Origin of the sequence: Bifidobacterium asteroides (assembly GCF_048001765.1) — a bacterium.
In the GTDB taxonomy this organism is placed as follows: Bacteria; Actinomycetota; Actinomycetes; order Actinomycetales; family Bifidobacteriaceae; genus Bombiscardovia; species Bombiscardovia asteroides_K.
This window is the reverse complement of the sequence record NZ_CP181447.1, coordinates 661,704-684,890: the sequence shown is the minus strand read 5'-3', so window position 1 is coordinate 684,890 and position 23,187 is coordinate 661,704. Positions and strand designations below refer to the sequence as shown.

The 23,187-nt window shown below is 62.3% G+C and carries 20 protein-coding genes; 4 read left to right on the top strand and 16 right to left on the bottom strand.

Annotated features, from left to right (window positions below; translation table 11 throughout):
• Positions 1 to 44: 44 nt before the first annotated feature.
• The 15 genes from priA to ACNAOV_RS02480 form a co-directional block, all read right to left on the bottom strand.
• A complete protein-coding gene (gene priA, locus ACNAOV_RS02550) occupies positions 45 to 776 on the bottom strand; it encodes a bifunctional 1-(5-phosphoribosyl)-5-((5-phosphoribosylamino)methylideneamino)imidazole-4-carboxamide isomerase/phosphoribosylanthranilate isomerase PriA (protein WP_416517841.1) in 732 nt (243 codons plus the stop codon).
• A gap of 1 nt (position 777) precedes the next feature.
• Positions 778 to 1,509, bottom strand: coding sequence for an imidazole glycerol phosphate synthase subunit HisH (hisH, locus tag ACNAOV_RS02545; protein WP_416517840.1), 732 nt, complete (start codon positions 1,507 to 1,509; stop codon positions 778 to 780).
• Positions 1,510 to 1,540: 31 nt separating this feature from the next.
• Positions 1,541 to 2,275: a hypothetical protein gene (locus ACNAOV_RS02540; protein ID WP_416517839.1), complete on the bottom strand. Its 735-nt coding sequence runs from the start codon at positions 2,273 to 2,275 to the stop codon at positions 1,541 to 1,543.
• On the bottom strand, positions 2,272 to 2,874 hold the full coding sequence (gene hisB, locus ACNAOV_RS02535) for an imidazoleglycerol-phosphate dehydratase HisB (protein WP_416517838.1): 603 nt from the start codon (positions 2,872 to 2,874) through the stop codon (positions 2,272 to 2,274). Before hisB ends, ACNAOV_RS02540 begins: the two co-directional genes overlap by 4 nt.
• Positions 2,875 to 2,972: 98 nt before the next feature.
• Positions 2,973 to 4,121: a histidinol-phosphate transaminase gene (locus ACNAOV_RS02530; RefSeq protein WP_416517837.1), complete on the bottom strand. Its 1,149-nt coding sequence runs from the start codon at positions 4,119 to 4,121 to the stop codon at positions 2,973 to 2,975.
• Entirely contained in the window at positions 4,118 to 5,515 is a 1,398-nt protein-coding gene (hisD, locus tag ACNAOV_RS02525) for a histidinol dehydrogenase (protein ID WP_416517836.1), read from the bottom strand. Before hisD ends, ACNAOV_RS02530 begins: the two co-directional genes overlap by 4 nt.
• Before the next feature lie 82 nt (positions 5,516 to 5,597).
• On the bottom strand, positions 5,598 to 9,155 hold the full coding sequence (gene dnaE, locus ACNAOV_RS02520) for a DNA polymerase III subunit alpha (RefSeq protein ID WP_416517835.1): 3,558 nt from the start codon (positions 9,153 to 9,155) through the stop codon (positions 5,598 to 5,600).
• 43 nt (positions 9,156 to 9,198) lie between these two features.
• The gene (locus ACNAOV_RS02515) at positions 9,199 to 10,128 is read right to left on the bottom strand and encodes an RluA family pseudouridine synthase (protein ID WP_416517834.1); all 930 of its coding nucleotides are present in this window, start codon (positions 10,126 to 10,128) and stop codon (positions 9,199 to 9,201) included.
• The gene (locus ACNAOV_RS02510; protein WP_416517833.1) at positions 10,125 to 10,655 is read right to left on the bottom strand and encodes a signal peptidase II; all 531 of its coding nucleotides are present in this window, start codon (positions 10,653 to 10,655) and stop codon (positions 10,125 to 10,127) included. The genes ACNAOV_RS02515 and ACNAOV_RS02510 overlap by 4 nt, the downstream gene beginning before the upstream one ends.
• Before the next feature lie 12 nt (positions 10,656 to 10,667).
• Entirely contained in the window at positions 10,668 to 11,972 is a 1,305-nt protein-coding gene (locus ACNAOV_RS02505; RefSeq protein WP_416517832.1) for a DivIVA domain-containing protein, read from the bottom strand.
• A 91-nt stretch (positions 11,973 to 12,063) separates the two neighbouring features.
• Positions 12,064 to 12,348, bottom strand: coding sequence for a YggT family protein (locus tag ACNAOV_RS02500; protein WP_416517831.1), 285 nt, complete (start codon positions 12,346 to 12,348; stop codon positions 12,064 to 12,066).
• A 41-nt stretch (positions 12,349 to 12,389) separates the two neighbouring features.
• On the bottom strand, positions 12,390 to 12,857 hold the full coding sequence (locus ACNAOV_RS02495; protein WP_029677902.1) for a cell division protein SepF: 468 nt from the start codon (positions 12,855 to 12,857) through the stop codon (positions 12,390 to 12,392).
• Between the two features lie 18 nt (positions 12,858 to 12,875).
• Positions 12,876 to 14,048, bottom strand: a complete 1,173-nt coding sequence (gene ftsZ / locus ACNAOV_RS02490) for a cell division protein FtsZ (protein WP_416517830.1) — start codon at positions 14,046 to 14,048, stop codon at positions 12,876 to 12,878.
• A 230-nt stretch (positions 14,049 to 14,278) separates the two neighbouring features.
• Entirely contained in the window at positions 14,279 to 15,457 is a 1,179-nt protein-coding gene (gene dusB, locus ACNAOV_RS02485; RefSeq protein ID WP_416517829.1) for a tRNA dihydrouridine synthase DusB, read from the bottom strand.
• Positions 15,444 to 16,961: a glycine--tRNA ligase gene (locus ACNAOV_RS02480; protein WP_416517828.1), complete on the bottom strand. Its 1,518-nt coding sequence runs from the start codon at positions 16,959 to 16,961 to the stop codon at positions 15,444 to 15,446. Before ACNAOV_RS02480 ends, dusB begins: the two co-directional genes overlap by 14 nt.
• Positions 16,962 to 17,158: 197 nt before the next feature.
• Here ACNAOV_RS02480 and ACNAOV_RS02475 point away from each other — a divergent pair, with 197 nt between their 5' ends.
• The 4 genes from ACNAOV_RS02475 (at position 17,159) to ACNAOV_RS02460 (ending at position 21,756) form a co-directional block, all read left to right on the top strand.
• The gene (locus ACNAOV_RS02475; RefSeq protein ID WP_416517827.1) at positions 17,159 to 17,494 is read left to right on the top strand and encodes an MTH1187 family thiamine-binding protein; all 336 of its coding nucleotides are present in this window, start codon (positions 17,159 to 17,161) and stop codon (positions 17,492 to 17,494) included.
• A 61-nt stretch (positions 17,495 to 17,555) separates the two neighbouring features.
• Positions 17,556 to 18,629 (top strand): LacI family DNA-binding transcriptional regulator, encoded by a 1,074-nt coding sequence (locus tag ACNAOV_RS02470; protein ID WP_416517826.1) that lies wholly within the window; start codon positions 17,556 to 17,558, stop codon positions 18,627 to 18,629.
• A 260-nt stretch (positions 18,630 to 18,889) separates the two neighbouring features.
• Positions 18,890 to 20,182 (top strand): MFS transporter, encoded by a 1,293-nt coding sequence (locus tag ACNAOV_RS02465; RefSeq protein WP_416517825.1) that lies wholly within the window; start codon positions 18,890 to 18,892, stop codon positions 20,180 to 20,182.
• A 50-nt stretch (positions 20,183 to 20,232) separates the two neighbouring features.
• A complete protein-coding gene (locus ACNAOV_RS02460) occupies positions 20,233 to 21,756 on the top strand; it encodes a glycoside hydrolase family 32 protein (protein ID WP_416517824.1) in 1,524 nt (507 codons plus the stop codon).
• Positions 21,757 to 21,961: 205 nt separating this feature from the next.
• Here ACNAOV_RS02460 and ACNAOV_RS02455 read toward each other — a convergent pair whose 3' ends face one another.
• Complete coding sequence (locus ACNAOV_RS02455; RefSeq protein ID WP_416517823.1) at positions 21,962 to 23,158, bottom strand: MFS transporter; 1,197 nt, start codon at positions 23,156 to 23,158, stop codon at positions 21,962 to 21,964.
• Positions 23,159 to 23,187: the final 29 nt, after the last annotated feature.

Below are 23,187 nucleotides of genomic sequence, written 5' to 3'. Positions count from 1 at the left end.
AGCTTATGCTCCCATTCCTATATTTCGCAGATTTGCTTATAGCGTTAACAATGCCCCGAAACCAGGTTAAGTGCCTGCTCCAGGGTGAAGGCCCCCTCATAGAGGGACTTGCCCAGGATGGCGCTGTCCACGCCCCGATCGGACAGATCCAGGATGTGGCTCAAGTCATCCAGGCTGGATATGCCCCCCGAGGCGGTCACCTTGGCTGGGGTCCGGTCAGCCACCTGCCCCAGCAGATCCAGGTTGGGGCCGGTCATCATCCCGTCGCGGGTCACGTCGGTGACCACGTACCGGCTGCACCCGTCCCGGTCCAGTCGCTCCATGGCCTCGAAAAGGTCCCCGCCCTGTCTGGTCCAGCCCCGGGCGGCCAGGGTGTGCCCGCGCACGTCCAGCCCCACGCAGACCTTCTCTCCGTAGCGACCCAGAACCTGGCTGGTCCACTCCGGGTTCTCCAGGGCCGCCGTGCCGATGTTGACCCGGGTGGCGCCTGCATCCAGGGCTGCCTCCAGGCTGGCGTCGTCGCGGATGCCGCCGCTGAGCTCCACCTTGACGCGGTCCCCCAGCTGATTGACCAGGGCGGCCAGCTTGTCGCGGTTGTCTCCAGTGCCGAAGGCCGCATCCAGGTCGACCAGGTGGAGCCACTCGGCACCCTGGTCTACCCAGGCCTTGGCTGCATCAGCAGGCTCACCATAGACCTTCTCGGAGCCGGAGATCCCTTGCCTCAGGCGGACCGTCTTTCCGTCACGGACATCGACAGCGGGTAGAAGCGTCAGCATCTCATTCACCTTTCTCGCAGGGGAGTCCGGAAGCCTCGGGAAGGGTCCGCACCCAGTTGGTCAACAACCGTGCGCCGGCCTGTCCGGACTTTTCAGGATGGAACTGGGTGGCGCTCAAGGGACCGCATTCATAGGCGGCCACGAACCTGCTGCGTCCAAAGGTGGCCCAGGTGACCAGCGGTTCGCCGAAAGAGGCATTCTGTATGGTCCTGTTCGACTCTGGCTGGCTGTCGCTATGTTCATTCAATACTGATACACGCACAGACAGATCGGGCTGCGCCGCCATAGCGGCATAGGAGTGGACGAAATAGAAGCGCTGATCCTGGACACCTGCCAGCAGTCGTGTTCCCTGAGGTGCCTGGACATGATCCCAGCCCATATGGGGCACCACATCGGCATCCAGCTTGGTCACCCGACCGGGGATCAAGCCCAGTCCGGGCTCGCTGTGGCCGTCCTCGTCCCCGAACTGGAACATGACCTGGAGGCCAATGCAGACCCCCAGAACAGGCAGTCCCTGGGCCAGGCGATCCAGGATGATGCGGTCGCCGCCCACGGCCCGCAACCCCGCCATACAAGCTCCGTAGGCCCCCACGCCGGGAATGACCAGGCCGTCGGCCTTCATGGCCAGGTCGGGATCGGCGCTGATTTGCGCATCGACCCCAAGCTGGGAGAGGGCATGCACCATGGATCGGACATTGCCGAACCCGTAGTCAAGCACCTGTATCCTGGTCATGTTCCTCCTAGCAGGTCTTTTGTCCAAACGTTTACTCGACGCGGCCCTTGCGAGTCGATCCTCCGGCCCCGAACCTGGTGTGCGAGGCGATGATGCCCATGGCCTTCTCGCGGTTGTACTCCCCCGAGTCGAAGATGGTGGCCCCATCCTGGCGCAGCCTGTCTACTGTGGTGGTCCCGATCATCAGGTCCTCCACAAAGTCGGCGGTGGCGGCAAAGAGAATGGGCGGTGCAAGCGTCTGACCTGATTGTCCGCTGATCCAGAGTGTCACCTCGAGCTTGTCGGCCCGGTTGACCGCCAGAATGGCGCTGAGCCCGGATACGACCGTGGTCAGATCGCGGATGGCTGCCTCGGGGCCGTCCCCGTCCAGGTTTCTCAGGACGGCCACGGCACCCTCACGGGCCTGAATGCACCAGGCAGAAATATCGGATATCTGGCAGAAGGCGGCCAAAAGCTCTGCAGATGCCAGACGGGTTACCATGACGGCGGCCTTGGCCCGGTTGCCGATCAGGCCTTCAAGCTCCTGGTCGAAGTCAGCCGCAACGCCATCAGCCTCGTCCGGTTCCACCGACCCTTGGTCAGCGGGATCGGCATTCACGCCTGATCCAGAGTGTTCAGCTGGCTGATCCTCTTGGTTCTGGCCCTCATTGAACTCGGCCTCAAAGCTGGCCAAGGCCCGCTCGACTTCTTCCTCGCTCAGATGATGCCCGGAATCCGGCAGGTCCTGATCCCTGCTGTCGTTGTTGTCGTGTTCATCGGCGCTCATAGCGACCCCTTGGTGCTGGGGATGCCCTTCACCCTGGGATCTGGCTCCACAGCGAAGCGCAGAGCCCTGGCCAGGGCCTTGAATTCTGCCTCGGCAATGTGGTGCGGGTCCCTGCCCGACAAGAGGGTCAGGTGAAGGCAGATGCCGGCATGCATGGCGATGGACTCCATGACGTGCCTGACCAGGGAGCCGGTGAAATGCCCGCCGATCATGGCGTACTCGAACCCCTCCGGCTCACCGGTGCAGACCGCATAGGGCCTGCCGGAAATGTCGACCACGGCTCGGGCCAGGGCCTCGTCCAATGGGACGGTGGCATCGGCGAAGCGCTTGATGCCCCGCTTGTCTCCCAGGGCCTGGGCCAGGGCCTCGCCAAAGACGATGGCCACGTCCTCGACGGTGTGATGAACATCGATCTGGGTGTCCCCGCTGGCCTTGATGGTCAGGTCGATCAGGGAATGCCTGCCCAAGGCTGTCATCATATGGTCATAGAAGGGCACCGAGGTGTCGATATCGGTCACCCCGGTGCCATCCAGGTCCAGACTCAGGCTCACCTTGGATTCACTGGTCTGGCGGGTGATGGTGGCTGTTCTGCCTGCCATTGCTGCTCCTCCGCTTTCTGCCGCGCGCTCCAGTTCGCACTGTGACTCCTGCACGGCGTCTAGACCACCAGCATAGCCGTGCCGCTGGTCTGATCCTCCTAGAACCGCTTGAGGACATGGACCAGGGTTTGGCGGAATCGCTCCATCTCCGCGTCCGTGCCCATGCAGACCCTCAGATACCCTTGGGGACCCACGGCCCGGATCAGCACACCCTCATCCTTCATGGCCTCGAAGACGGCATCCCGGTCGGGAAAGATGCCGAAGAGGATGAAATTGGATGCCGAGGGGACCACAGTCAAGGGCTGACCATGGAATTTCTGCCCGGCCAGCCACTCGGCGGTCTTCTGACGGGTCTGGCGAAGCTGATCTACCCGGGCCAGCTGGAGGTCGGTGTGCTCCAGGGCAGCCAGGGCCGCAGCCTGGGTCAGGGCGCTCAGGTGGTAGGGCATCCGAACAATACGGACCGCGTCGACTATTCCCCGGGAGGCCGCCATGTAGCCCACCCTGGCGCCGGCGAAGGCAAAGGCCTTGGACATGGTACGGCTGACCGCCAGGTGGTCGTACTGCCCGATCAGACTGACCGCCGAGGGTGTGCCCGGGTCGCGGAACTCGATGTAGGCCTCATCCACGACCACGATGGGTCGGGCGGACGGATCCGCGCCCGCCACAGGGACCTGAGAACAGACCTCCAAGAGCCTGGTCAGCTGATCCATGGGCAAGGGTGTCCCCGTGGGATTGTTGGGGCTGGTCACCAGGACCATGGCTGGCCTCAGCGCCTTGATGCGCTCGATGGTGTTATCCATGTCCAGGCTGAAATCAGACCGCCGGTGGGCCAGCTCCCAGTCGGTGAAGGTGTCCCGGGCGTACTCGGGATACATGGAGTAGGTGGGGTCGCAGCCCAAGGCGGTCCTGCCCGGCCCACCGAAGGCCTGGAAGAGCTGGAGCATGATCTCATTGGACCCGTTGGCCGCCCAGATCTGCTCGGGCTCAAGCGAGGTCCCCGACTCCCTCTTCAGATAGACAGCCAGGGCCCGCCGCAGGTCCTCATGCTCCCTGTCCGGATAGCGGTTGAGGCCGGGGGCCACCTGGCGCACACGCTGGCAGATGGCATCGACCACCTCCTGGTCCAGGGGGTAGGGGTTTTCATTGACGTTCAGGCAGACCGGGACATCCAACTGAGGGGCGCCGTAGGGCTCCTCCCCTACCAGGTCCATACGGAGGGGCAGATCGGCGGGTATGGCGCTCACAGCAGGCCAGCCCTCTCTTCGTTGGCTTCCAGATCGGCCTTGTCGTAGGGGTCGTCCAGGAACCGGCTCAGGATGCACTCGCCATGGGCGGGCAGGTCCTCGGATACTGCGAAATCGTTGATCTTGGCCGCGATGGGCTTGAGCCCCTCCTGGTCGTACTCAATGACTTCGACCGGCTTCATGAAGGTATGAACGCCCAGGGCTACGTCGAACCGGGCGGTTCCGCCGGTGGGCAGGACGTGGTTTGACCCGGACATGTAGTCGCCAAGGGGAACAGGAGAGTAAGGACCGCGGAATATGGCTCCAGCGTTCCGGATCCTGTCGATGACGGCGTCAGGATCGGCGGTCTGAACCTCCAGATGCTCAGCGGCATAGGCATTGGCCACGTCGATGGACTGGTCGATCCCGTCGGTCAGGATGATTCCCGACTGGTTGCCACCCAGGGAGGTACGCACCCGGTCGGCGTGCTCGGTTCGAGGGACCCTGCGCTCCAGAGCCGCCTGAACGCCCTGTGCCAGTTCCGGGCTATCGGTGATCAGCACCGAGCCGGCCAGCTCGTCATGCTCGGCCTGGCCGATCAGATCTGCCGCCACCCAGTCAGGGTTGGCCTGCCCGTCGGCAAGAATGGCGATTTCCGTAGGTCCGGCCACGGCGTCGATGCCCACCATGCCCGAAACCATCTGCTTGGCTGTCGCCACGAAGATGTTGCCCGGCCCGGTGATCTTGTCGACCGGGTCGCAGAGAATCTCCCCGTCCTGCGGTTCCGACCCCCTGGCCCCGTAAGCGAACATGGCCACGGCCTGGGCGCCGCCCACGGCATAGACCTCGTCCACTCCCAGAATGGCGCAGGTAGCCAGGATGATGGCCGCCGGCAGACCGTGAGGGTCATCGGATGAGGGCGGAGTGGCCACGGCCAGGGAATCGACGCCGGCAATCTGGGCGGGGACCGCGTTCATGATGACCGAGGAAGGATACAGTGCCTTGCCTCCCGGCACGTAGAGGCCTACGCGTTCAATCGGGATCCACCGCTCGCTGACCCGGGCGCCGGGTGCCAGGTCGGTGGCCATGGGCTTGGGCACCTGTGTGGTGCAGACCTTGCGGATGCGGCTGACGGACTCCTCGATTGCCGCCCTGACCTTGGGATCCAGCTGCTCCAAGGCCTCCTGCATGGCCGATGCCGGGACCCTCAGATCATGAGGACGCACATGATCGAACTTCTCCTCCAGGTCGCGCAGGGCCGCAGCCCCGTGCTCGCGCACCTGGTCCAGTATGGGCTGCACCTGGGCGCTGGCCTCCCGGGTACCCATATCGGCCCGGGGCATGGCGGCGAGGAGTTGGGCGCGGGACATGGTTTTCCCGCGCAGATCCATGGTTCTCATCATGAGCTTTGACATACTTTGATGGTAGTGAACTTTTGTGTCGCCAAAGCCAGCGACTCACCACCGTCCCAAATGGTGAGACGGTTCCGGGCGCGTCCTAGGCCGACGGCAGGCAGGAGGGTCCGAAGACGGACTTGATCTCGGCCATCATAGAGGTGTCGTGCCGGGTGCGGAATCCATCGCCAAAGGTCAACAGACGCACGTTGCCCCGGTCGTCGGTGACGGCCAGACGGACCTGGCAGTAGCCGGGGTGGGACTTGAGTATCCGGGCCAGCCGCTCCATGTGCCCCCGATCCAGGGCCTGCCTGGGCAGGGTGATGGTCAGAGGCCGCTCGTCCGCCGACTCCAGGACGGGCACCTCCATATCGTTGACGCGGATGTTGGTGGCCTCGTCCCGCAACTCGACCACTCCCCTCACCCGAATGACCGAGTCCAGGACCAGGTCGTCCGAGTGGGCGTCATAGACCTTGCCGAAGAACATGCATTGGATGGAGCTCTCCAGGTCCTCGATGGTGACGATGGCCCAGGGATTGCCCTTCTTGGAGACCCGGCGGTCCACTGCAGTGACCAGTCCGGCCAGGGTCACCGCCTTGCCGTCCATGCTCTTGGACCGGTTGAGCAGCTGGGCGATGGACATGTCACGCATGCCGGCCAGAACCGAGGTCATGCCGCTCAGCGGGTGGTCGGACACATACAGGCCCAGCATCTGTCGCTCGAAGTTGAGCTTGGTGGACTTGTCCCACTCGTCGATGTCGGGCACGGTCACCTGGGCATCGCCCAGTGCATCCTGCTGGGGTTCGTCGTCATCCGCGTCGGCGAAGAGGTCGAACTGGCCCTCGGCCTGCTTGCGCTTGATGGGCATGACCTGGTCGATGGCCTCATCGTGGATCTGGAAGAGGGCCCTCCTGTTGGGGTCGATGCTGTCGAAGGCACCGCCCTTGATCAGGGATTCCACGGTTCGCTTGTTGAGCACCTCCATGGGCACCCGCTTGACGAAGTCCATGAAGTTGACGTACTTACCCCGGGGTCCCTGGCGCTCCTTGATGATGTCCGCCACCACCTTGTCGCCCACATTGCGTATGGCTCCCAGGCCGAAGCGGACCACGTCGCCGACAGCGGAGTACTCGGACACGGACTCGTTGATGTCAGGCGCCAGGATGCGGATGCCCATCCTTCTGGCCTCACCCAGGTAGAGGGCGGTCTTGTCCTTGTTGGTCCGCTCGTTCTGCAGCAGGGCGGCCATGAACTCCACCGGATAGTGGGTCTTCAGGTAGGCGGTCCAGTATGCGATCAGGGCGTAGGCCGCGGAGTGCGCCTTGTTGAAGGCATAGCCGGAGAATGGCACCAGAACATCCCAGACAGCCTGGGCCGCCTCCTGGGAGTAGCCATGCTCCTTCATGCCCTCGAAGAAGGGGACCTGCTCCTTGGCCAGGACGTCGGGCTTCTTCTTACCCATGGCCCTTCGCAGCACATCGGCTCGACCCAGGGAATAGCCGGCCAGAATTCGGGCAGCGGACTGTACCTGCTCCTGGTAGACGATCAGGCCGTAGGTCTCGTCCAGCACACCCGCCAGAGGCTTGGCCACCTCAGGGTGGATGGGTTCGATCTTCTGCAGCCCGTTCTTGCGCTTGGCGTAGTTGATGTGCGAGTTCATATCCATGGGCCCTGGCCGGTAGAGGGCGATCAGAGCGGAGATGTCGTTGAAGTTGTCGGGCTTGAGCATGCGCAGCAGGGAGCGCATGCCGTCGCCATCAAGCTGGAAGACGCCCAGGGTGTCACCCCGGGACAACAGCTGGTAGGTCTCCTTGTCATCCAAGGGGACCTTCTCGATGCTGATGGGCTCCTTGCCATTGCGCTTGATGTTGTTGACCGTGTCCCTGATGACCGTGAGGTTGGACAGCCCCAGGAAATCCATCTTGACCAGCCCCAGGGTCTCGCAGGTGTGGTACTCGAAGGTGGTGGTCACGGTGCCGTCGGTGCGCTCCATCAGCGGCGAGGTGTTGGTGATGGGATTGGAGGCCATGATGGTGGCGCAGGCGTGCACACCTGTCTGGCGGATGATGCCCTCGATGCCCTTGGCCTCCTCGGTGATCCGCTTGACGTCCGGGTTGGACTCGTACAGGTCGCGGAACTCCTTGGCCTCCGGGTAGCGCTTGGACTGGGGATCGAAGATCTCCTTAAGGCTCATATCCTTGCCATTGACCGTAGGCGGCAGGGCCTTGGTGACCTGGTCGCCCACCGAGTACTCGTAGTCCATGATCCTGGCCGAGTCCTTCAGGGCCTGCTTGGTCTTGATGGTGCCGTAGGTCACGCACTGGGCCACCTTGTCGGATCCGTACTTGCGGCCCACATAGTCCAGGACCTTCATGCGCCCCTCGGGGTCGAAGTCCACGTCGATATCGGGCAGGGAGACGCGCTCAGGGTTGAGGAAGCGCTCGAAGATCAACCCGTGCTTGAGCGGGTCCAGCTCGGTGATGCCCATGGCGTAGGCCACCATGGACCCTGCCGCCGATCCACGGCCCGGCCCCACCATGATTCCGTGGTTCTTGGCCCAGTTGATGTAATCGGCCACCACCAGGAAGTATCCGGTGAACTGCATCTGGCAGATGACCCCGCACTCGTAGTCGGCCTGGTGGGAGACCTCCTCGGGCACCCCGTCCGGGTAGCGGTTCTTCAACCCCTCGTCCACCTTCTTCAGGAAGAGGGAGGTCTCATCCCAGCCCTCCGGGCAGTCGAAGCGGGGCATGAAGGCCCCGTCCTCGTGGTCATCGAACATGACGTTGCAGCGTTCCGCGATCTCCAGGGTGTTGTCGCAGGCTTCGGGGAACTCCTTGAAGATCTCGCGCATCTCCTGGGCCGAGCGGATGTAGTAGCCGCTGCCATCGAACTTGAAGCGGCCGGGGTCGGTCAGCCGGGATCCCGAATTGATGCAGAGCAGGGCATCCTGGGCCGAGGCGTCCTCCTTGCGCACATAGTGCGAGTCGTTGGTGGCCACCAGGGGGGCATCCAGACGACGGGCGATCTCCAGCAGGTCCTTGGTCACCCGGTGCTCGATCTCCAGGCCGTGGTCCATCAGCTCCACGTAGTAGTTCTCCTTGCCGAAGATGTCCTGGAATTCCCCGGCGGCCCGCAGCGCCTCGTCGAACTGGCCCAGCCTCAGCCTGGTCTGGACGATGCCCGAGGGGCAGCCAGTGGTGGCGATGACCCCCTTGTGGTAGGTGGACAGCAGGTCCTTGTCCATGCGGGGCCACTTGCCGACCAGGCCTTCCAGATTGGCCACCGAGGAGGCCTTGATCAGGTTGACCAGGCCCGTGTCGTCGCTGGCCCAGAGGGTCATATGGGTGATGAAGCCGCCGCCGGAGACGTCGTCGGAACGCTGCTCGTCGGTTCCCCAGTGGACCCGGCTCTTGTCCTGACGGGCCGTCTCTGGGGTCACATAGGCCTCGATGCCGATGATGGGCTTGATGTCAGCATCCACGGCCGTTCGCCAGAGCTCGTAGGCCCCGTGCATATTGCCGTGGTCGGTGATGGCCACAGCCGGCTGCCCCAGCCGCCCCACCTCGGCAACCAGGTCGGGAATCCTGCTGGCCCCGTCCAGGGTGGAATAGTGGGTGTGGGTGTGAAGATGAACGAAGTCTGACCGGGTTGAGGACATATCTCCAACTTACCCAGGCCCCTGGCCGAATCGCCGGAGTCCGCTAGCTGCGTATACCAGTGGCGCTCTGACGTTCGATCTGCAGGGAGCGGCGCAGATCAGCCGGGTAGGAGGAGACCACCTTGGTCCAGATTTTGGTGCGGGGATGGCGGAATTCCAGGCGCATGGCGTGCAGCCACTGCCGTTTCAGACCCAGCCTGTCCGCCAGGTCGGGATTGGCCCCATACATGTGGTCGCCCACCAGGGGATGGCCTATGGATGAGAAGTGCACGCGTATCTGATGGGTGCGCCCGGTCTCCAGGTTGATACTGACCAGGGTAGCCGAGCCGAAGCGCTCCAGCACATCCCAGTGAGTGATGGCCTCCTTGCCGGCAGGGGTGACCGTGAAGCGGAAATCCGAGACCCGGGCCCGGCCGATGGGGGCCTCGATGGTGGCCTTGTCCTCGGAAAGATTGCCCTGGACCAGGGCGTGGTAGATCTTGACCACCTCATGCCGGGCGAACTGCCGGCGCATCTCCTTGTAGGCCAGGTCGGACTTGCAGACCAGCATGAGGCCGCTGGTGCCAGCGTCCAGGCGGGAGACGATACCCTGACGGCCCTGGGCCCCCATGGAGGTGATGTGGGTGCCCCGCTGCAGGAGGCTGCCCAGAACGGTTGGGCCGGTCCAGCCTATTGAGGGATGGGCTGCCACCCCCACCGGCTTGTCTACGACGACCACGTCCTCGTCCTCGTAGACCACGGGCATGTCCTCGGCCACCGGCTCCACCTGTTTGGCTGGCTCGGGCTCGTCCAGCTCTATCAGATCGCCGCTCATCAGTGTGGTGGCCTTGTTCACCCGACGGCCCATGATCCGCACATGGCCCTGGGCCACCAGTTCGCTGGCCTTGGCCCTGGACAGGCCCAACATCTTGGACAGGGCCATGTCCAGGCGCCGACCCACCAGGGCATCCGGCGCAGGAAGAAGGCGGGTCACTTGGCCGCTCCCCCATGTTCTCTGAGCTTATCCCTGTCGCTGAATCGCACATTGCAGATAATGAGCACCACTACGGCCACACCAGCCAGGGTCAGATAGATATCGGCCACATTGCCCACCGACCAGCCGTAGTCCAGAAAGTCGACCACGGCACCGTCAAGAAAACCGGAGGCATAGGCCACCCGGTCAATCAAATTGCCTGCCGCCCCGGAGAAGGCCAGGGAAAGAACCAAGGTCCAGAGCATGGAGGTGGTGCGCAGAGCCAGAACAATGATGAGCAGACAGGCTGCAAGGGCAATCAAGGATATGATCCAGGTACTACCCGATCCCAATCCAAGAGAGGCCCCGGGGTTGCGTACCAGACGCAGTCCACGCAATGGTCCAGGCAAGGCCACCCTGACACCGCTGCCCAGCCGAGCCAAAGCCAGGGCCTTGGTCACCTGGTCCAGGGCTATGGCCACTGCCGCCAGAGCGACGAAGACGGCCACGCGCCCGCGCAGCCGTCCCTTGTGTGTGTTCTTCGTCATTACCGGATGGAATCAGTGGGTCTGTTCGGACTTCTTTTCCATGGACTGGTAATTGCTGGTGTCCGAAAGCTGGTTGATCAGCTGGTTGAGGAACCCGGTCAGCTTGCTGCGGTAGCCAGCCTCGAACTGCTTGAGCCCCTGGATATTCTCCTCCAGAACCTTGGACTGGTCCATGAGCTTGTTCTTGACATCGGCGGCATAGCGATCGGCGCTGTCGCGGGTGTTCTTGTCGTACTCCTGTGCCCGGATCTGCACCTGGGTCTCGTACTCGTCGGCCTGGCTGTGCTGGCGCTTGGAATAAGCATCAGCGTCAGAACGGGTCTTGACCGAGTATTCATCGGCCTGGGAGCGTATACGCTGCGAATAGCCATCAGCCTCGGAGTGTACTCGCTTGGAATACTCATCCACCTCGGCGCGTGTCCTCTTGGAGTAGTCCTCAGCCTTCTTGACGATTTCGTCGTTCTTAGCATGGCCGTCGGCAACCAACTGGGCAGCTTTGGCCTTGCCCCTATCCACGTACTGGTCGTGCAGCGTCGAGGCCATTTTGAGCATGGCGGTGGACCTCGCTTCGACGTCGTCCTCGTCGGCGCCGGCACCTGCTATCCGTTGCAGACTGCCTGTTTCAGTGGAGGGTTCGGTCTTGGAGACCTGCTGGCGCAGCTGCTCCTCGCGCTTGCGGGACTCCTCCAACTGCTTGTTCAGCTGCTCGGTGCGCTGCTGCTGCTCCTGAGAGGCCTTCTGGGCCTGCGTGACCTGCTGGCGGGCCGCAGCCATGTTCTGCTGGGAGGCATTGAGCTGGTTGGTCAGCGCCTGGACCTGCTGGCGGGCCTGGTCGCGCTCCTTTTGCATGGCCGTCAACTGGTTGGTCAACGACTGGGTATTGTTGCCCGCGGCGGCCTGGGCGGTCAGCTGGTCGATCTGGGAGTTGAGCTGCTCGACCTGACGCTTGAGCTGGTCGTTCTGGGAGGCCAGGGTCTTGACCTGGCTCTGCGACTCGGCCAGAAGCCGCTTGGTCTGGGCATCCACGGCCGGCTGCTGGGCGGCATTACCCTGGGCCTGCTTCAAATCCCGGTTTTCTGTCTGCAGGGATTCCACCTGAGCAGTCAAGTCGGAAATCTTTGAGTTCAGCGAGGCCACATCGGTACCCAGGGACTGGGTGGAAGCAGCATTGCCTTGCATGGCCTGCTTGCCCAGGGCTTCAACCGTATCGGTGACCTGATCCAGGAAGTCGTCGACCTCGTCGACGTCGTAGCCTTCCTTAAACCGCACTGTCTGGAAGGTATGCTCCCTTATGTCATTAGGCGTCAATAGAGCCATATGTTTCTCCACCTCGCTTCAGGCCAACCAGCCCGATTGTGTTCTCTTACTGCATGCTAGCACGGAGTCTGCCGTATCAGCGGTCTTGTCTCTACCCCAGGAGCACCTGGATGATGATCAGGGCGGCGTAGAGCACCATGAAGGAGACATCGAGCTGGATCCTACCCATGGGCAGGGGCGGGATGTACCGGCGCAGCCAGCGCAGGGGCGGCTCGGTCAAGGCATAGATGACCCGAATGAGCGAGGCCACGAAGCCACGGGGGTACCAGCGGGGCGACAGAACCATGACCCAGTCCAGAATCATCCGCACGAAGAGGATGAGCAGGTAGGTCTCAATGCAGATGTCTACCAGGTATCGAATAAAAGGAACAATCATGCGTCTTTAGACTCCTGCGGACACGGCTGCCTGGGCGTCGGTCACTGGGCGAAAAGCCCCTTGGCCGAGGAGCCGGACTCGGGCTCCTCCACCTTGATGTTGACCTGTGCAGGGCTGAGCAGGAAGACCCTGGGGGTGACCCGCTCAATAGACCCGCGTACCCCGAAGACCACGCCGGCCGAGAAATCGACGATCCTGTAGGCCACCGACTCGGACACACCGGTCAGGTTGAGGACCACCGGCACCCCGTCACGCAGGGCCCTGCCAACCATCTGGGCATCCTCATAGGACTTGGGATGGATGGTGGTGATGCGGTTGATCCGACTCTGGAAGGGCGTGGATTCGGCCTCCTGGCTGCTGGACGTGGATTGCGGAGCCATGGGAGTCACAGAGTGATCGGTATCGAAGCCATCGCGGGCCTCGTCATCGTCGGCCAGGTCGTCGTCATCGTCATCCACGACATCCGACATGCCGAAAAAGGACATTGCGTTCTTCATCAATCCTGCCATACCTGCTCCTTCGCCTGATTACCGCAGAAAGTCAGGGATATCCAGATATCCCGGGTCGGAGGTGCCGTCGTCGCCTGAGGCGGGGGGCACCACATCGTGTTCGGAGGTCTCATCGGACTCCGCTTGGACGGACGGAGTCGTCAGCGGCTGCTGGGGCTCCTGGACCGGGGTAGCCGCTGCCGGTGCTGTAGTCGTGTCCACTGCAGGGGCCGGGGTCTCCTCCTTCTTAGGGGTGGGGTCGAATCCGGCGGCGATGACCGTGACCCGCACCTCGTCCCCGTAGGCGTCGTCCAAGGCCAAGCCCCAGATGATCTGCGCCTCGGGATGGATGGCATCCTGAACCAGCTGGGCGGCAGCAGAGGCCTCCTGCATGCTCAGGTCGGTAGGGCCGGCCACATTGATCAGGGCCCCATGGGCACCCTCGATGCTCTCCTCCAGGAGCGGAGAGGAGATGGCGATCTCGGCGGCCTGGGTGGCGCGATCCTCGCCCCTGGCTGCGCCGATGCCGAAGAGGGCGGTGCCGGCATCCTTCAAGATAGCGGTGACATCGGAGAAGTCCACGTGAATGTAGGAGTTCATGGTGATCAGGTCGGTGATGCCCTGAACACCGGCCAGCAGAGCCGTGTCGGCGGTCTTGAAGGCGTCCATGACCGAAACCGTGCGATCCGAAAGGTCCAGAAGCCGGTCATTGGGGATAACGATAAGGGCATCGACCTCCTTGCGCAGGTTCTCGATGCCCGATTCGGCGGAAGCGGAGCGCCTGGGCCCCTCGAAGGTGAACGGACGGGTGACAACGGCGATGGTGAGCGCACCTTGCTGACGGGCTGCACGCGCAACCAAGGGGCTGGCGCCGGTGCCTGTGCCGCCGCCCTCCCCTGCAGTGACGAAGACCATATCGGCGCCCTTGAGGACCTCTTCGATGTCGGACTGATGGTCCTGGGCAGCCTTGGCGCCCTTCTCCGGATCGGCTCCGGCCCCCAGGCCTCGGCTGTTGGCGTCAGAAAGGGAGATCTTCACATCGGCTTCTGAGCGCAGGAGATCCTTGGCATCGGTATTGATGGCCACAAATTCGACATTCTGCAGACCCTCGGCGATCATGCGATTGACAGCATTGCCACCGGCTCCACCAACACCAACGACCTTGATGTTGGTCTTGTCATTGAAATTGTCATTCTGGGCAATCTCGCTCACAGTATGCTCCCGTCACTCACGTTACGCTCAACTCTATCGCAGGTCATATACGCCAACACGCATTTGCCCACAGGCGTTCCGACCCTCCCTGACGGCCGTGGGCCTAGGGCCGGGAGATCAGAGCCAACCGCCCTGGCCTTCCGAAAGAACCTCCACGCCGTTCTGTCCGTATTCTAAACCCTGATTCTAGACCCGGATGCGCATGGTTGGTGACGGGAATATTTCCGGCTTCAGTAGGAGGCGTCCATGGGGTCGTTGCCGAAGAGCGTCTCGCGCTCCTGATGGGTGGTGGTCCGCGAATCCAGCCAGCCATAGGGCAGACGGACCTTCTTGGCATAGCGGACCCTGCCTCTTGGCTTGCCAGCCACGGCCCGCGGGTATGGCATGTCCTGGTCCAGATTGGCGATGCAGCGGTCCATCTCCTCCAGGCTCTCGCAGGCCATAAAGCCGCGGCGTACCTGGCCGCCCACGGCGAAGCCCTTGAGATACCAGGCCACGTGCTTGCGCATATCGTGGACGGCCATGCGCTCGTCGCCGTCGTAGAACTTGACCAGAAGCCTGGCGTGGCGGGCCATGATGGTCCCCACCTGGCCCAGGGTGGGCTCCTGACGTTCCGGGGAGCCGGCCAGGGCCGCCGCGATGTCGGCGAAGAGCCAGGGACGGCCCTGGCAGCCCCGGCCTATGGCCACGCCTGCGCAGCCGGTCTGGGCGAACATGTCCAGGGCATCCTCAGCGGTCCATATGTCGCCATTGCCGAAGACGGGGATATCAACAGCCTGGACCAGCTGAGCGATCCGGTCCCAGTCGGCATGGCCGCCATAGTACTCAGCCGTGGTCCTGGCATGCAGGGTGACGGCGGCGCACCCCTCCTCCTGGGCGATGTGGGCCGCCTCCAGGAAGGTCTCATGCTGATGGTCGATGCCCACCCGGATCTTTGCAGTGACGGGGATTCCGGCAGGCGAGCAGACAGCCACCACACGATGGACCAGTTCGGAGAAGAGGTCGGTCTTCCAGGGCAGGGCGGATCCGCCGCCATGTCTGGTGACCTTGGGGACAGGGCAGCCGAAGTTCATGTCGATATGGTCGACCCAGCCCGCATCAACCACCATTCTGGTGGCTTGCTCCATAATCTGAGGGTCCACCCCGTACAGCTGCAGGGAGCGCACCTTCTCCTGGGGGGCGAAGCGACAGAGCCGGAAGGCCTTGGGGTTGCGCGCCACCAGGGCCCGGGCCGTCACCATCTCCCCCACATACAGTCCATCGGGTCCGTACTCGCGGCAGAGCAGGCGGAAGGGCCAGTTGGTCACGCCCGCCATGGGCGAAAGCATGACCGGCACAGGTACGGTTATCGGGCCCAGCTGCACCGGGGCAACCTTTGGGGTCGGGCGATCAGTCTCAGTACCGGCCACCGGCCTCGGCCACCTTGATCGGTTCGCTCTCGTCCGTACCCGGCTCGCTGGCCAGGTCCGTGTAGCCGTCAGCGGCGCGCGTGCCGGTCAGGTCGGACGGGCCCATGGGGTAACGCACCCGCTGCTCACCGACGACCCGGCGCACATAGTCCTCTACCTGGTCCAGGGCCACCCGGTCCTGCTGCATGGAGTCGCGGTTGCGGATGGTGACCGCCTTGTCGTCCAGGGTGTCGAAGTCCACGGTGATGCACAGGGGCGTGCCGATTTCGTCCTGACGACGGTAGCGGCGGCCGATGGCGCCGGACTCGTCGTAGTCCACCATCCACTCATTCTGTCGCAGGTCGGCGGCCAGGTCATGGGCGATCCGCTGCAGATCAGGCTTCTTAGACAGGGGCAGGACGGCGGCCTTGACCGGGGCCAGCCTCGGATCCAGACGCAGCACGGTGCGCCGGTCGACCCCGCCCTTGGTGTTGGGGGCCTCGTCCACGTCATAGGCATCGACCAGGAAGGCCATCAGCGAGCGCGTCAGACCTGCCGCAGGCTCGATCACGTAGGGAATGTAGCGTTCCCCGCTGGCCTGGTCGAAATAGCTCAGATCCTCGCCCGAGTGCTCGGCATGGGCCTTGAGGTCGTAGTCGGTGCGGTTGGCCACGCCCTCCAGCTCGCCCCACTCGGAGCCCTGGAAGCCGAACCGGTATTCGATGTCCACGGTTCGCTTGGAATAGTGGGCCAGCTTCTCCTTGGGGTGCTCGTAGTGGCGCAGGTTCTCGGGCTTGACGCCCAGGTCCACGTACCAACGGGTCCTGGCGTCGATCCAGTACTGATGCCATTGTTCGTCAGTGCCGGGGTGGACGAAGAACTCCATCTCCATCTGCTCGAACTCGCGGGTACGGAAGATGAAATTGCCGGGCGTGATCTCATTACGGAAGCTCTTGCCCATGTTGGCGATGCCGAAGGGGGGCTTGGAGCGTGAGGAGGCCATGACGGATTTGAAGTCCACGAAGATGCCCTGGGCGGTCTCGGGGCGCAGGTAGTGCAGGCTCTTCTCGTCCTGGACGGGTCCCAGGTGGGTCTGCAGCATCATGTTGAAGTCCCGCGGCTCGGTCCACTGTCCCTTGGTGCCGCAGTCCGGGCAGGGGATGTCCTTGAGTCCGTTTTCCGGATCGTGGCCGTGCTTTTCGACGTAGGCCTCCTCCAGGGTGTCGGCCCGGTGCCGCTTGTGGCAGTTCAGACACTCGATCAGGGGGTCGTTGAATACCGAAACATGGCCCGAGGCCTCCCAGACCGCTGTGGGCAGGATGACCGAGGTGTCCACGCCGACCACGTCGTCGCGAGTGACCACCATGGTCCGCCACCATTCACGCTTGATGTTGTCCTTGAGGGCCACGCCCAAGGGGCCATAGTCCCAGGCCGAACGCGTCCCGCCGTAGATCTCCCCTGCGGGAAAGACGAATCCTCGGCGCTTGGCCAGGGAAATGACCTCATCCAGTTTCGATACTGCCACTGATCACACCTTCTGCTCGGGAGCCCCTCCTGGGGGCATACGACCTGATGACCGGCCTCCAGCATACCTTCGGCGGGTGACCTGCTGTCAGCGTAGAGGCCTACCATCAAGGCAGGTGCGGGAGGCCGCGCAGGTGACCGCTGGGGACACCGGGCATCCTGCCTACGAACACCAATCGATGTGGAAAGGTTCCCGATATGCCCGACATGAACGACTCATCCTATCTGAACACCGTAGCCGAGGTCACGATTGCACCCTCTGGTCAGGGTGAGGAGCTGTCCACCTACGTGGCCCAGGTCATCAAGGTCATCAGGGATTCTGGGCTGCCCAACCAGACCAACGCCATGAGCACCGTCATCGAGGGGGATCTGCACCGGGTCATGGAGGTCGTGGAAGAGGCCACACGGGTTCTGGCCGAGAAGGGATACAGGACCGGCGTCAGCCTGAGGCTGGACATCCGTCCTGGCAAGCGGGATCAGATCCACGAGAAGGTGGAGCGGGTCAACAAGATCCTGGGCGGGGAGAGCCGCTGAAAGCTCCCAGCCACTCAAGATCAGCCGGGCTGAAATCGCCTGAGCAAGTTAAGGTGTGCCCATGATCACGATGAAGCAGATCGCCGAACGCACAGGCGTATCCGTCTCCACGGTCTCCCTGGTGCTCAACGGCCGCGACAAGGGCAGAGTCAAGTCGGAAACCGCCCGAAAGGTGCGTAGCACGGCCAAGACACTGGGCTATCGGCCCAATCCCATGGCCCGGTCGCTGCGTACGAGCAAGACCGGCATGCTGGGCTTCATCAGCGAAGAGGTGGCCACCACGCCTTACGCCGGCGCCATCATTCAGGGTGCACAGGATGCGGCAGCCGAGCGCGGCTATGTGCTTCTCACTGTCTCCACCGATGGGGGCGTTCGGGAGGCCGAGCAGATCCAGGCCCTGAAGCGCTATGGGGTGGACGGATTCCTCTTCGCCAAGATGTACGACCAAGATATTGACCTGCCACAGGCTCTGCGCTCCTGCACTGCCGTGGTGGTCAACGCAGTGGAGCGGGCCAACCGCTGTCCAAGCATCGCACCCGACGAGTTTCTCATTGGCTACGATGCCACCCGCCACCTAATCGAATCAGGCTGCCGCCGAGTGGCCTACCTGGGCACCACACAGGATCTGCCGGCGCAAGAAGACAGAATGCGCGGATATCAAACTGCTCTCAAGGAAGCTGGCTTACCCTCAAACCAGAACCTGATCCGACTGGTGGGATTCAACCAGGAAGCCATGGACCAGGTAGATGATCTGATGGACGATCAGCACCCCGATGGCGTCTTCTGCTTCAACGATTCACGTTCCTTTTACCTCTACCAGGCTGCCGCGGCTCGCCATCTGATCATCGGCAAGGATCTGAGCCTGGTAGGCGTGGACAACCACCAGGTCATCGCTGAAACCACGGCACCCCCTTTGACCACGGTCGAACTGCCCCACTACGAGATGGGCTTCTGGGCGGTGCGACGACTTCTTGCACAAATCAATCCCCGTCGCGTTGCTATGCCCCTGCCCAAAACCCGTGCTGTCCTGCCAAGGCTCGATCAGGCCGGCGGAGTGCGCATCCATTGCGCCCTGATCCGCAAGGGTTCCACCCGCCTCGATGCTGCCTTGGACTCGGTCCCAGCCAATCACTAAAGCCGAATCGCACCCTCTCCTCACCGCAAGATAGTAAAACAAGGTCGAACTCTGAAGGGCTTCGTGCCAATCGCCAATCGGCCAGCACCCTTTGCTAGTCGCTAATCGTGCTTACAGGCACGCAGAACAACCATCAATCGTTTGACGTAAATCGATTGACGGCCTACGATACCTACCAGGATTCGCTCTGCACACAGTAAGTGCATCGAAACGGAAGGCACTGCGGAGAAGCGGTGCACAACAAGTGAGGGAGGGGCAGCATGGCCGCCAAATCATCAGCATGGAGGAATCCATCATATTTGGAATCCTCTACCGGAATATTCTTCTTCTTCTGCGCCTGGGGCATCTGGTGGTCCTTCTACTCGCCATGGCTGATCAACGGCCTTGGCATGACCAACACCCAGGTCGGCAACATCTACTCCATCAACTCCGTCGGCACGCTGATAATAATGTTTGTCTACGGGGTAATACAGGACGAGCTGGGGGTCAAGCGTAGGCTCGCCATCTTCATCGCCGCCATTGCAGCGCTGGTCGGACCTTTCGTGCAGTTCGTCTACGCCCCCCTCATGCATTCCAACCTGATCCTGGGCGCCGTACTCGGTTCAATCGTTCTATCCGCAGGTTTCATGTCAGGCTGCTCCCTGATCGAGGCCATCACCGAGCGGTACAGCCGCAAATTCGGATTCGAATACGGCCAGTCCCGCGCCTGGGGCTCCTTCGGCTACGCTATTGTGGCTCTGATCGCAGGGTTCACTTTCAACATCAACCCGATGATCAACTTCTGGCTGGGGTCCGCCTTCGGCGCGTGCATGCTCCTGGTCTACGCCTTCTGGATCCCCGATGAGCAGCGCGAGGAAATCAAGAGGGAGTCCACCCCCGAGGGCGAAAAGTCCCAGCCCTCTTTGCGCGACATGATCCATGTCCTGGGTATGCCCGCCCTCTGGCTCCTGATTGTCTTTGTGATCTTCACCAACACCTTCTACACGGTCTTCGACCAGCAGATGTTCCCCAACTACTATGCCAACCTCTTCCCCACCCCGGAACAGGGCCACGAGGTCTATGGCATCCTCAACTCCTTCCAAGTGTTCCTGGAATCGGCCATGATGGGCGTGGTTCCCATCATCATGCGCAAGATCGGCGTGCGCAACTCCCTCTTGCTGGGGGCTACGGTCATGTTCGCCAGGATCGGCCTGTGCGGTTTCTTCCACGACCCGGTCATGGTCTCCATCGTCAAGCTCTTCCACTCCATTGAGGTCCCGCTCTTCAGCCTGCCGGCCTTCCGCTACTTCACCCTGCACTTCAACCCCAAGCTGTCCGCCACCCTTTACATGGTGGGCTTCCAGATTGCCTCCCAGGTCGGCCAAGTGGCCATGTCCACCCCGTTGGGCATCCTCCACGACCGCGCCGGCGATCGGTTCACTTTCTACACCATCTCATTGGTGGTGCTGGTCGCTCTGATCTACGGCATCTTCGTGCTCAAGCGTGACGACCAGCAGGTGGACGGTGATCCTTTTATCAGGGATTCGCAGAAGCCCACCGTGACCCAGGGCTAATCCCCATACCAACCATCAACAGCACCCATCCAACCCGAAAGGATTCAAGGATGAACCAGCAAACAACAAAGGAAGACGTCGACATGAACGCTCAACTGGACAAGGCCCAGAAGAGTATCGACCGGCTCTTCGCCACCCGAAATGACCGCTGGTATCCCCAGTGCCACATAGCCTCCAAGGCCGGATGGATCAACGACCCCAACGGCCTGAGCTACTACAAGGGGCGCTATCATGCCTACTTCCAGCTCAACCCCTACGGGAGCGAGTGGGGAAACATGCACTGGGGGCATGTTTCCAGCGCCGACCTGGTCACCTGGCGGCGCGAGCCCCTGGCCATGGCGCCCACCATGGAGGTCGAGAAGGATGGAGTCTTCTCCGGATCGGCCGTGGTGGGCGACGACGGCCGGCTGACCATCTATTACACCGGTCACCGCTGGCGCAATGGAGTCAACGAAGATGACGGCAACCTCCAAGAGCAGTGCATGGCTGTCTCCTCAGACGGAATCCACCTCGAAAAGAGGGGGGTCGTAGTCCCCTGCCCCGATGACAAGATCCTGCACTTCCGCGATCCCAAGGTGTGGAAAATGGGCGGGCTCTGGTACATGGTCTTCGGAGTCAGCACCCCCGCCCACCGAGGCGAGATCTGGATGTACACCTCCAAGGACATGGAGCACTGGACCTTCGACCGGGTCATCTACCGGCATCCCGACCCTGAGGTCTTCATGCTGGAATGCCCCGACATGTTCCCCCTGGATGACAAGTGGGTGATCTGCTACTCGGCCATGGGCCTGAAGCCCCACGGATTCGAAGCCCGTAACCATAACAACGCCGGCTATGTGATCGGCAGCTGGCAGCCTGGCGGCGACTTCCATCAGGAAACTGAGTTCCACCTTTGGGATGACGGTCACAACTTCTATGCCCCTCAGACCTTCCAGGCCCCTGACGGCCGCCGACTGGTCTTCGGCTGGATGAGCCCCTTCACCGAGCCCATCCCCATGCAGGATGATGGCTGGTGCGGCCAGTTCACGGTGCCCCGCGAGGTCACCCTGGCCGGTGATCATCTGCGCTGCCTGCCCATACGCGAGTTCTCCAACCTGGACCAGGACCAGCAGGACTTCGGTCCCATCGAGTTGGAGGTCAACGGCAGCCAGGATCTGGTGGACGATGCGCAGACCGCTGACATCAATATGGAGATCGACCTGAACAAATCCCAGGCCGAGCGCATCGGTCTGGAGATCCACAGGACACAATCAGGCGACCACACCTTGGTCTGCTATGACGACCAGCTGGGCCGCGTGGTGCTTGACCGCCACTGCAACACCTACGGCGACCGGGGTTACCGCACAGCACCCGTCGACAAGTCCTCGGGCAAGCTCAAGTTGCGCATCATCGTGGACCGGGGATCGGTCGAGGTCGTCGTCAACGACGGGCTGGAGATCATGTCCTCCTACTCCTTCCCTGCCGAAGGACCGCGCGGTATCCGCCTGATCGCCGAGTCCGGCGAGGGCAAGGCCCTGATCAACTCCCTCTCCATCGCCAAACTGGGCACCATCTGGGAAGAGCCGGATCGCTGATCCTACTCCTCTAGTCGGCACAGGAAGGGCCCGCCCCCTGAAATCCCTCAGGGGGCGGGCCCTTTATCTTGCAAGCATCGCCTTCAAGCAGCCATGTTCAGAACCAAAGAATCGGAGATCCTAGAAGAGATACCGGTCCTTTCACAGTGACTCCTTGCCATGGACCAGCGGCCATGACACCGTCACAGCCGCCTTAATCTCGGCTTTACTTGCCGACCTTGACCAACAGAGCCATAAGCCCGGAGGCGATGGCCGCCGCACCCATGAAGAGGAAGGCCCCGACGAAGGAGCCGCCGGCTGCCTTGACCAGGTAGCCGATGATCATGGGGGCCAGGAATCCGCCCAGGGTGCCGCCGGTGTTGATGATGCCAATGGCGGAACCGATGATGTGCGGGTCCATGATCTTGTGGGGCCAGGTGAAGATGCCGGTGAAGGCCACCACGGAGACGCAGGATACCAGGATCAGCAGCAGGAGGGAGAGCCAGATGTTGCGCGAGAAGACAAAGCAGACGACCAGGACGGCACTGATCAGCCCGGCACCCAGGATGGCAACCTTCTCCCTGCCCAGGAAGAGCTTCGAGAGCAGCTGACCAGCATAGATGGTGGCGACGGTCGTAAAGACCGCATTGACCGCCAGCAGAATGCCGGCCTGACCGATCGAGAGTCCGAAGGTATTTTTGATGAAGGTGGGCATCCAGGAGATATTGCCGTACAAGAGGATGTTGAGCAGAAGCATGGCCACGAAGAGGACCAACACGTTCCGATTCTTCAGAACCTCCAGGAACCCTGCACCCTTGGTTCCGGGCTTCTGGTCAACCTCGGGCTGGCGTGGCTTGGAGGGCACGAAGATCAGGATGCAGACAAAGGCCAACAGGTAGAGGGTGCCCAGCACGGCGTAGGCCAGATGCCAGTTGATGGCAACCAGGTTGGCTCCCAGGACGAAGGCCAGAATGCCGCCGATGCCCGAGGTCGATAGAATCAGCGACTGTACGAAGGTACGCCTTTCCTGGGGGAAGTTCTCCGCAATCGACTTGGAGCAGGAGGGAGGATAGCCGCCGTGGCCCATGCCAGCGAAGAACCGGACGATGATGAAGAAGACCAGACCATTGGCCAGGCCGAACAGGTAGCTGAACAGACCAATGATGATCATGGAGGCCATCAGCACACGCTTGGCCCCAAGCCGGTCGGCCAGCCAGCCGCTGGGTATCTGCATGAGCGAGTAGCCCAGGAAGAAGGCCGACATGATGATGCCTGTCTGCCCCGAGTCAAGGTGGAACTGCTCGGAGATGGGGATGATGGCGGTCGAGATCATGTTCTTGTCCATGTACACGATCGAGTAACCGGCCATCAGGGAGAAGATCAGCGTTCCGCTCGCCGTTTTTGAGGATTGCTTGATTGCCATTGGTCTGTCATCCTTCAGTCGAAGCCGAC

Excerpts from the sequence above, each read along its gene's own strand:
- ACNAOV_RS02505 (WP_416517832.1), bottom strand. The coding sequence starts at position 11,972 with ATGGCTCTATTGACGCCTAATGACATAAGGGAGCATACCTTCCAGACA.
- priA (WP_416517841.1), bottom strand. The coding sequence starts at position 776 with ATGCTGACGCTTCTACCCGCTGTCGATGTCCGTGACGGAAAGACGGTC.
- ACNAOV_RS02455 (WP_416517823.1), bottom strand. The coding sequence starts at position 23,158 with ATGGCAATCAAGCAATCCTCAAAAACGGCGAGCGGAACGCTGATCTTC.
- ACNAOV_RS02495 (WP_029677902.1), bottom strand. The coding sequence starts at position 12,857 with ATGGCAGGATTGATGAAGAACGCAATGTCCTTTTTCGGCATGTCGGAT.
- ACNAOV_RS02460 (WP_416517824.1), top strand. The coding sequence starts at position 20,233 with ATGAACCAGCAAACAACAAAGGAAGACGTCGACATGAACGCTCAACTG.
- hisH (WP_416517840.1), bottom strand. The coding sequence starts at position 1,509 with ATGACCAGGATACAGGTGCTTGACTACGGGTTCGGCAATGTCCGATCC.
- hisB (WP_416517838.1), bottom strand. The coding sequence starts at position 2,874 with ATGGCAGGCAGAACAGCCACCATCACCCGCCAGACCAGTGAATCCAAG.
- ACNAOV_RS02510 (WP_416517833.1), bottom strand. The coding sequence starts at position 10,655 with ATGACGAAGAACACACACAAGGGACGGCTGCGCGGGCGCGTGGCCGTC.
- ACNAOV_RS02470 (WP_416517826.1), top strand. The coding sequence starts at position 17,556 with ATGATCACGATGAAGCAGATCGCCGAACGCACAGGCGTATCCGTCTCC.
- ACNAOV_RS02500 (WP_416517831.1), bottom strand. The coding sequence starts at position 12,348 with ATGATTGTTCCTTTTATTCGATACCTGGTAGACATCTGCATTGAGACC.
- ACNAOV_RS02475 (WP_416517827.1), top strand. The coding sequence starts at position 17,159 with ATGCCCGACATGAACGACTCATCCTATCTGAACACCGTAGCCGAGGTC.
- dnaE (WP_416517835.1), bottom strand. The coding sequence starts at position 9,155 with ATGTCCTCAACCCGGTCAGACTTCGTTCATCTTCACACCCACACCCAC.
- hisD (WP_416517836.1), bottom strand. The coding sequence starts at position 5,515 with ATGTCAAAGCTCATGATGAGAACCATGGATCTGCGCGGGAAAACCATG.
- ACNAOV_RS02465 (WP_416517825.1), top strand. The coding sequence starts at position 18,890 with ATGGCCGCCAAATCATCAGCATGGAGGAATCCATCATATTTGGAATCC.
- ACNAOV_RS02540 (WP_416517839.1), bottom strand. The coding sequence starts at position 2,275 with ATGAGCGCCGATGAACACGACAACAACGACAGCAGGGATCAGGACCTG.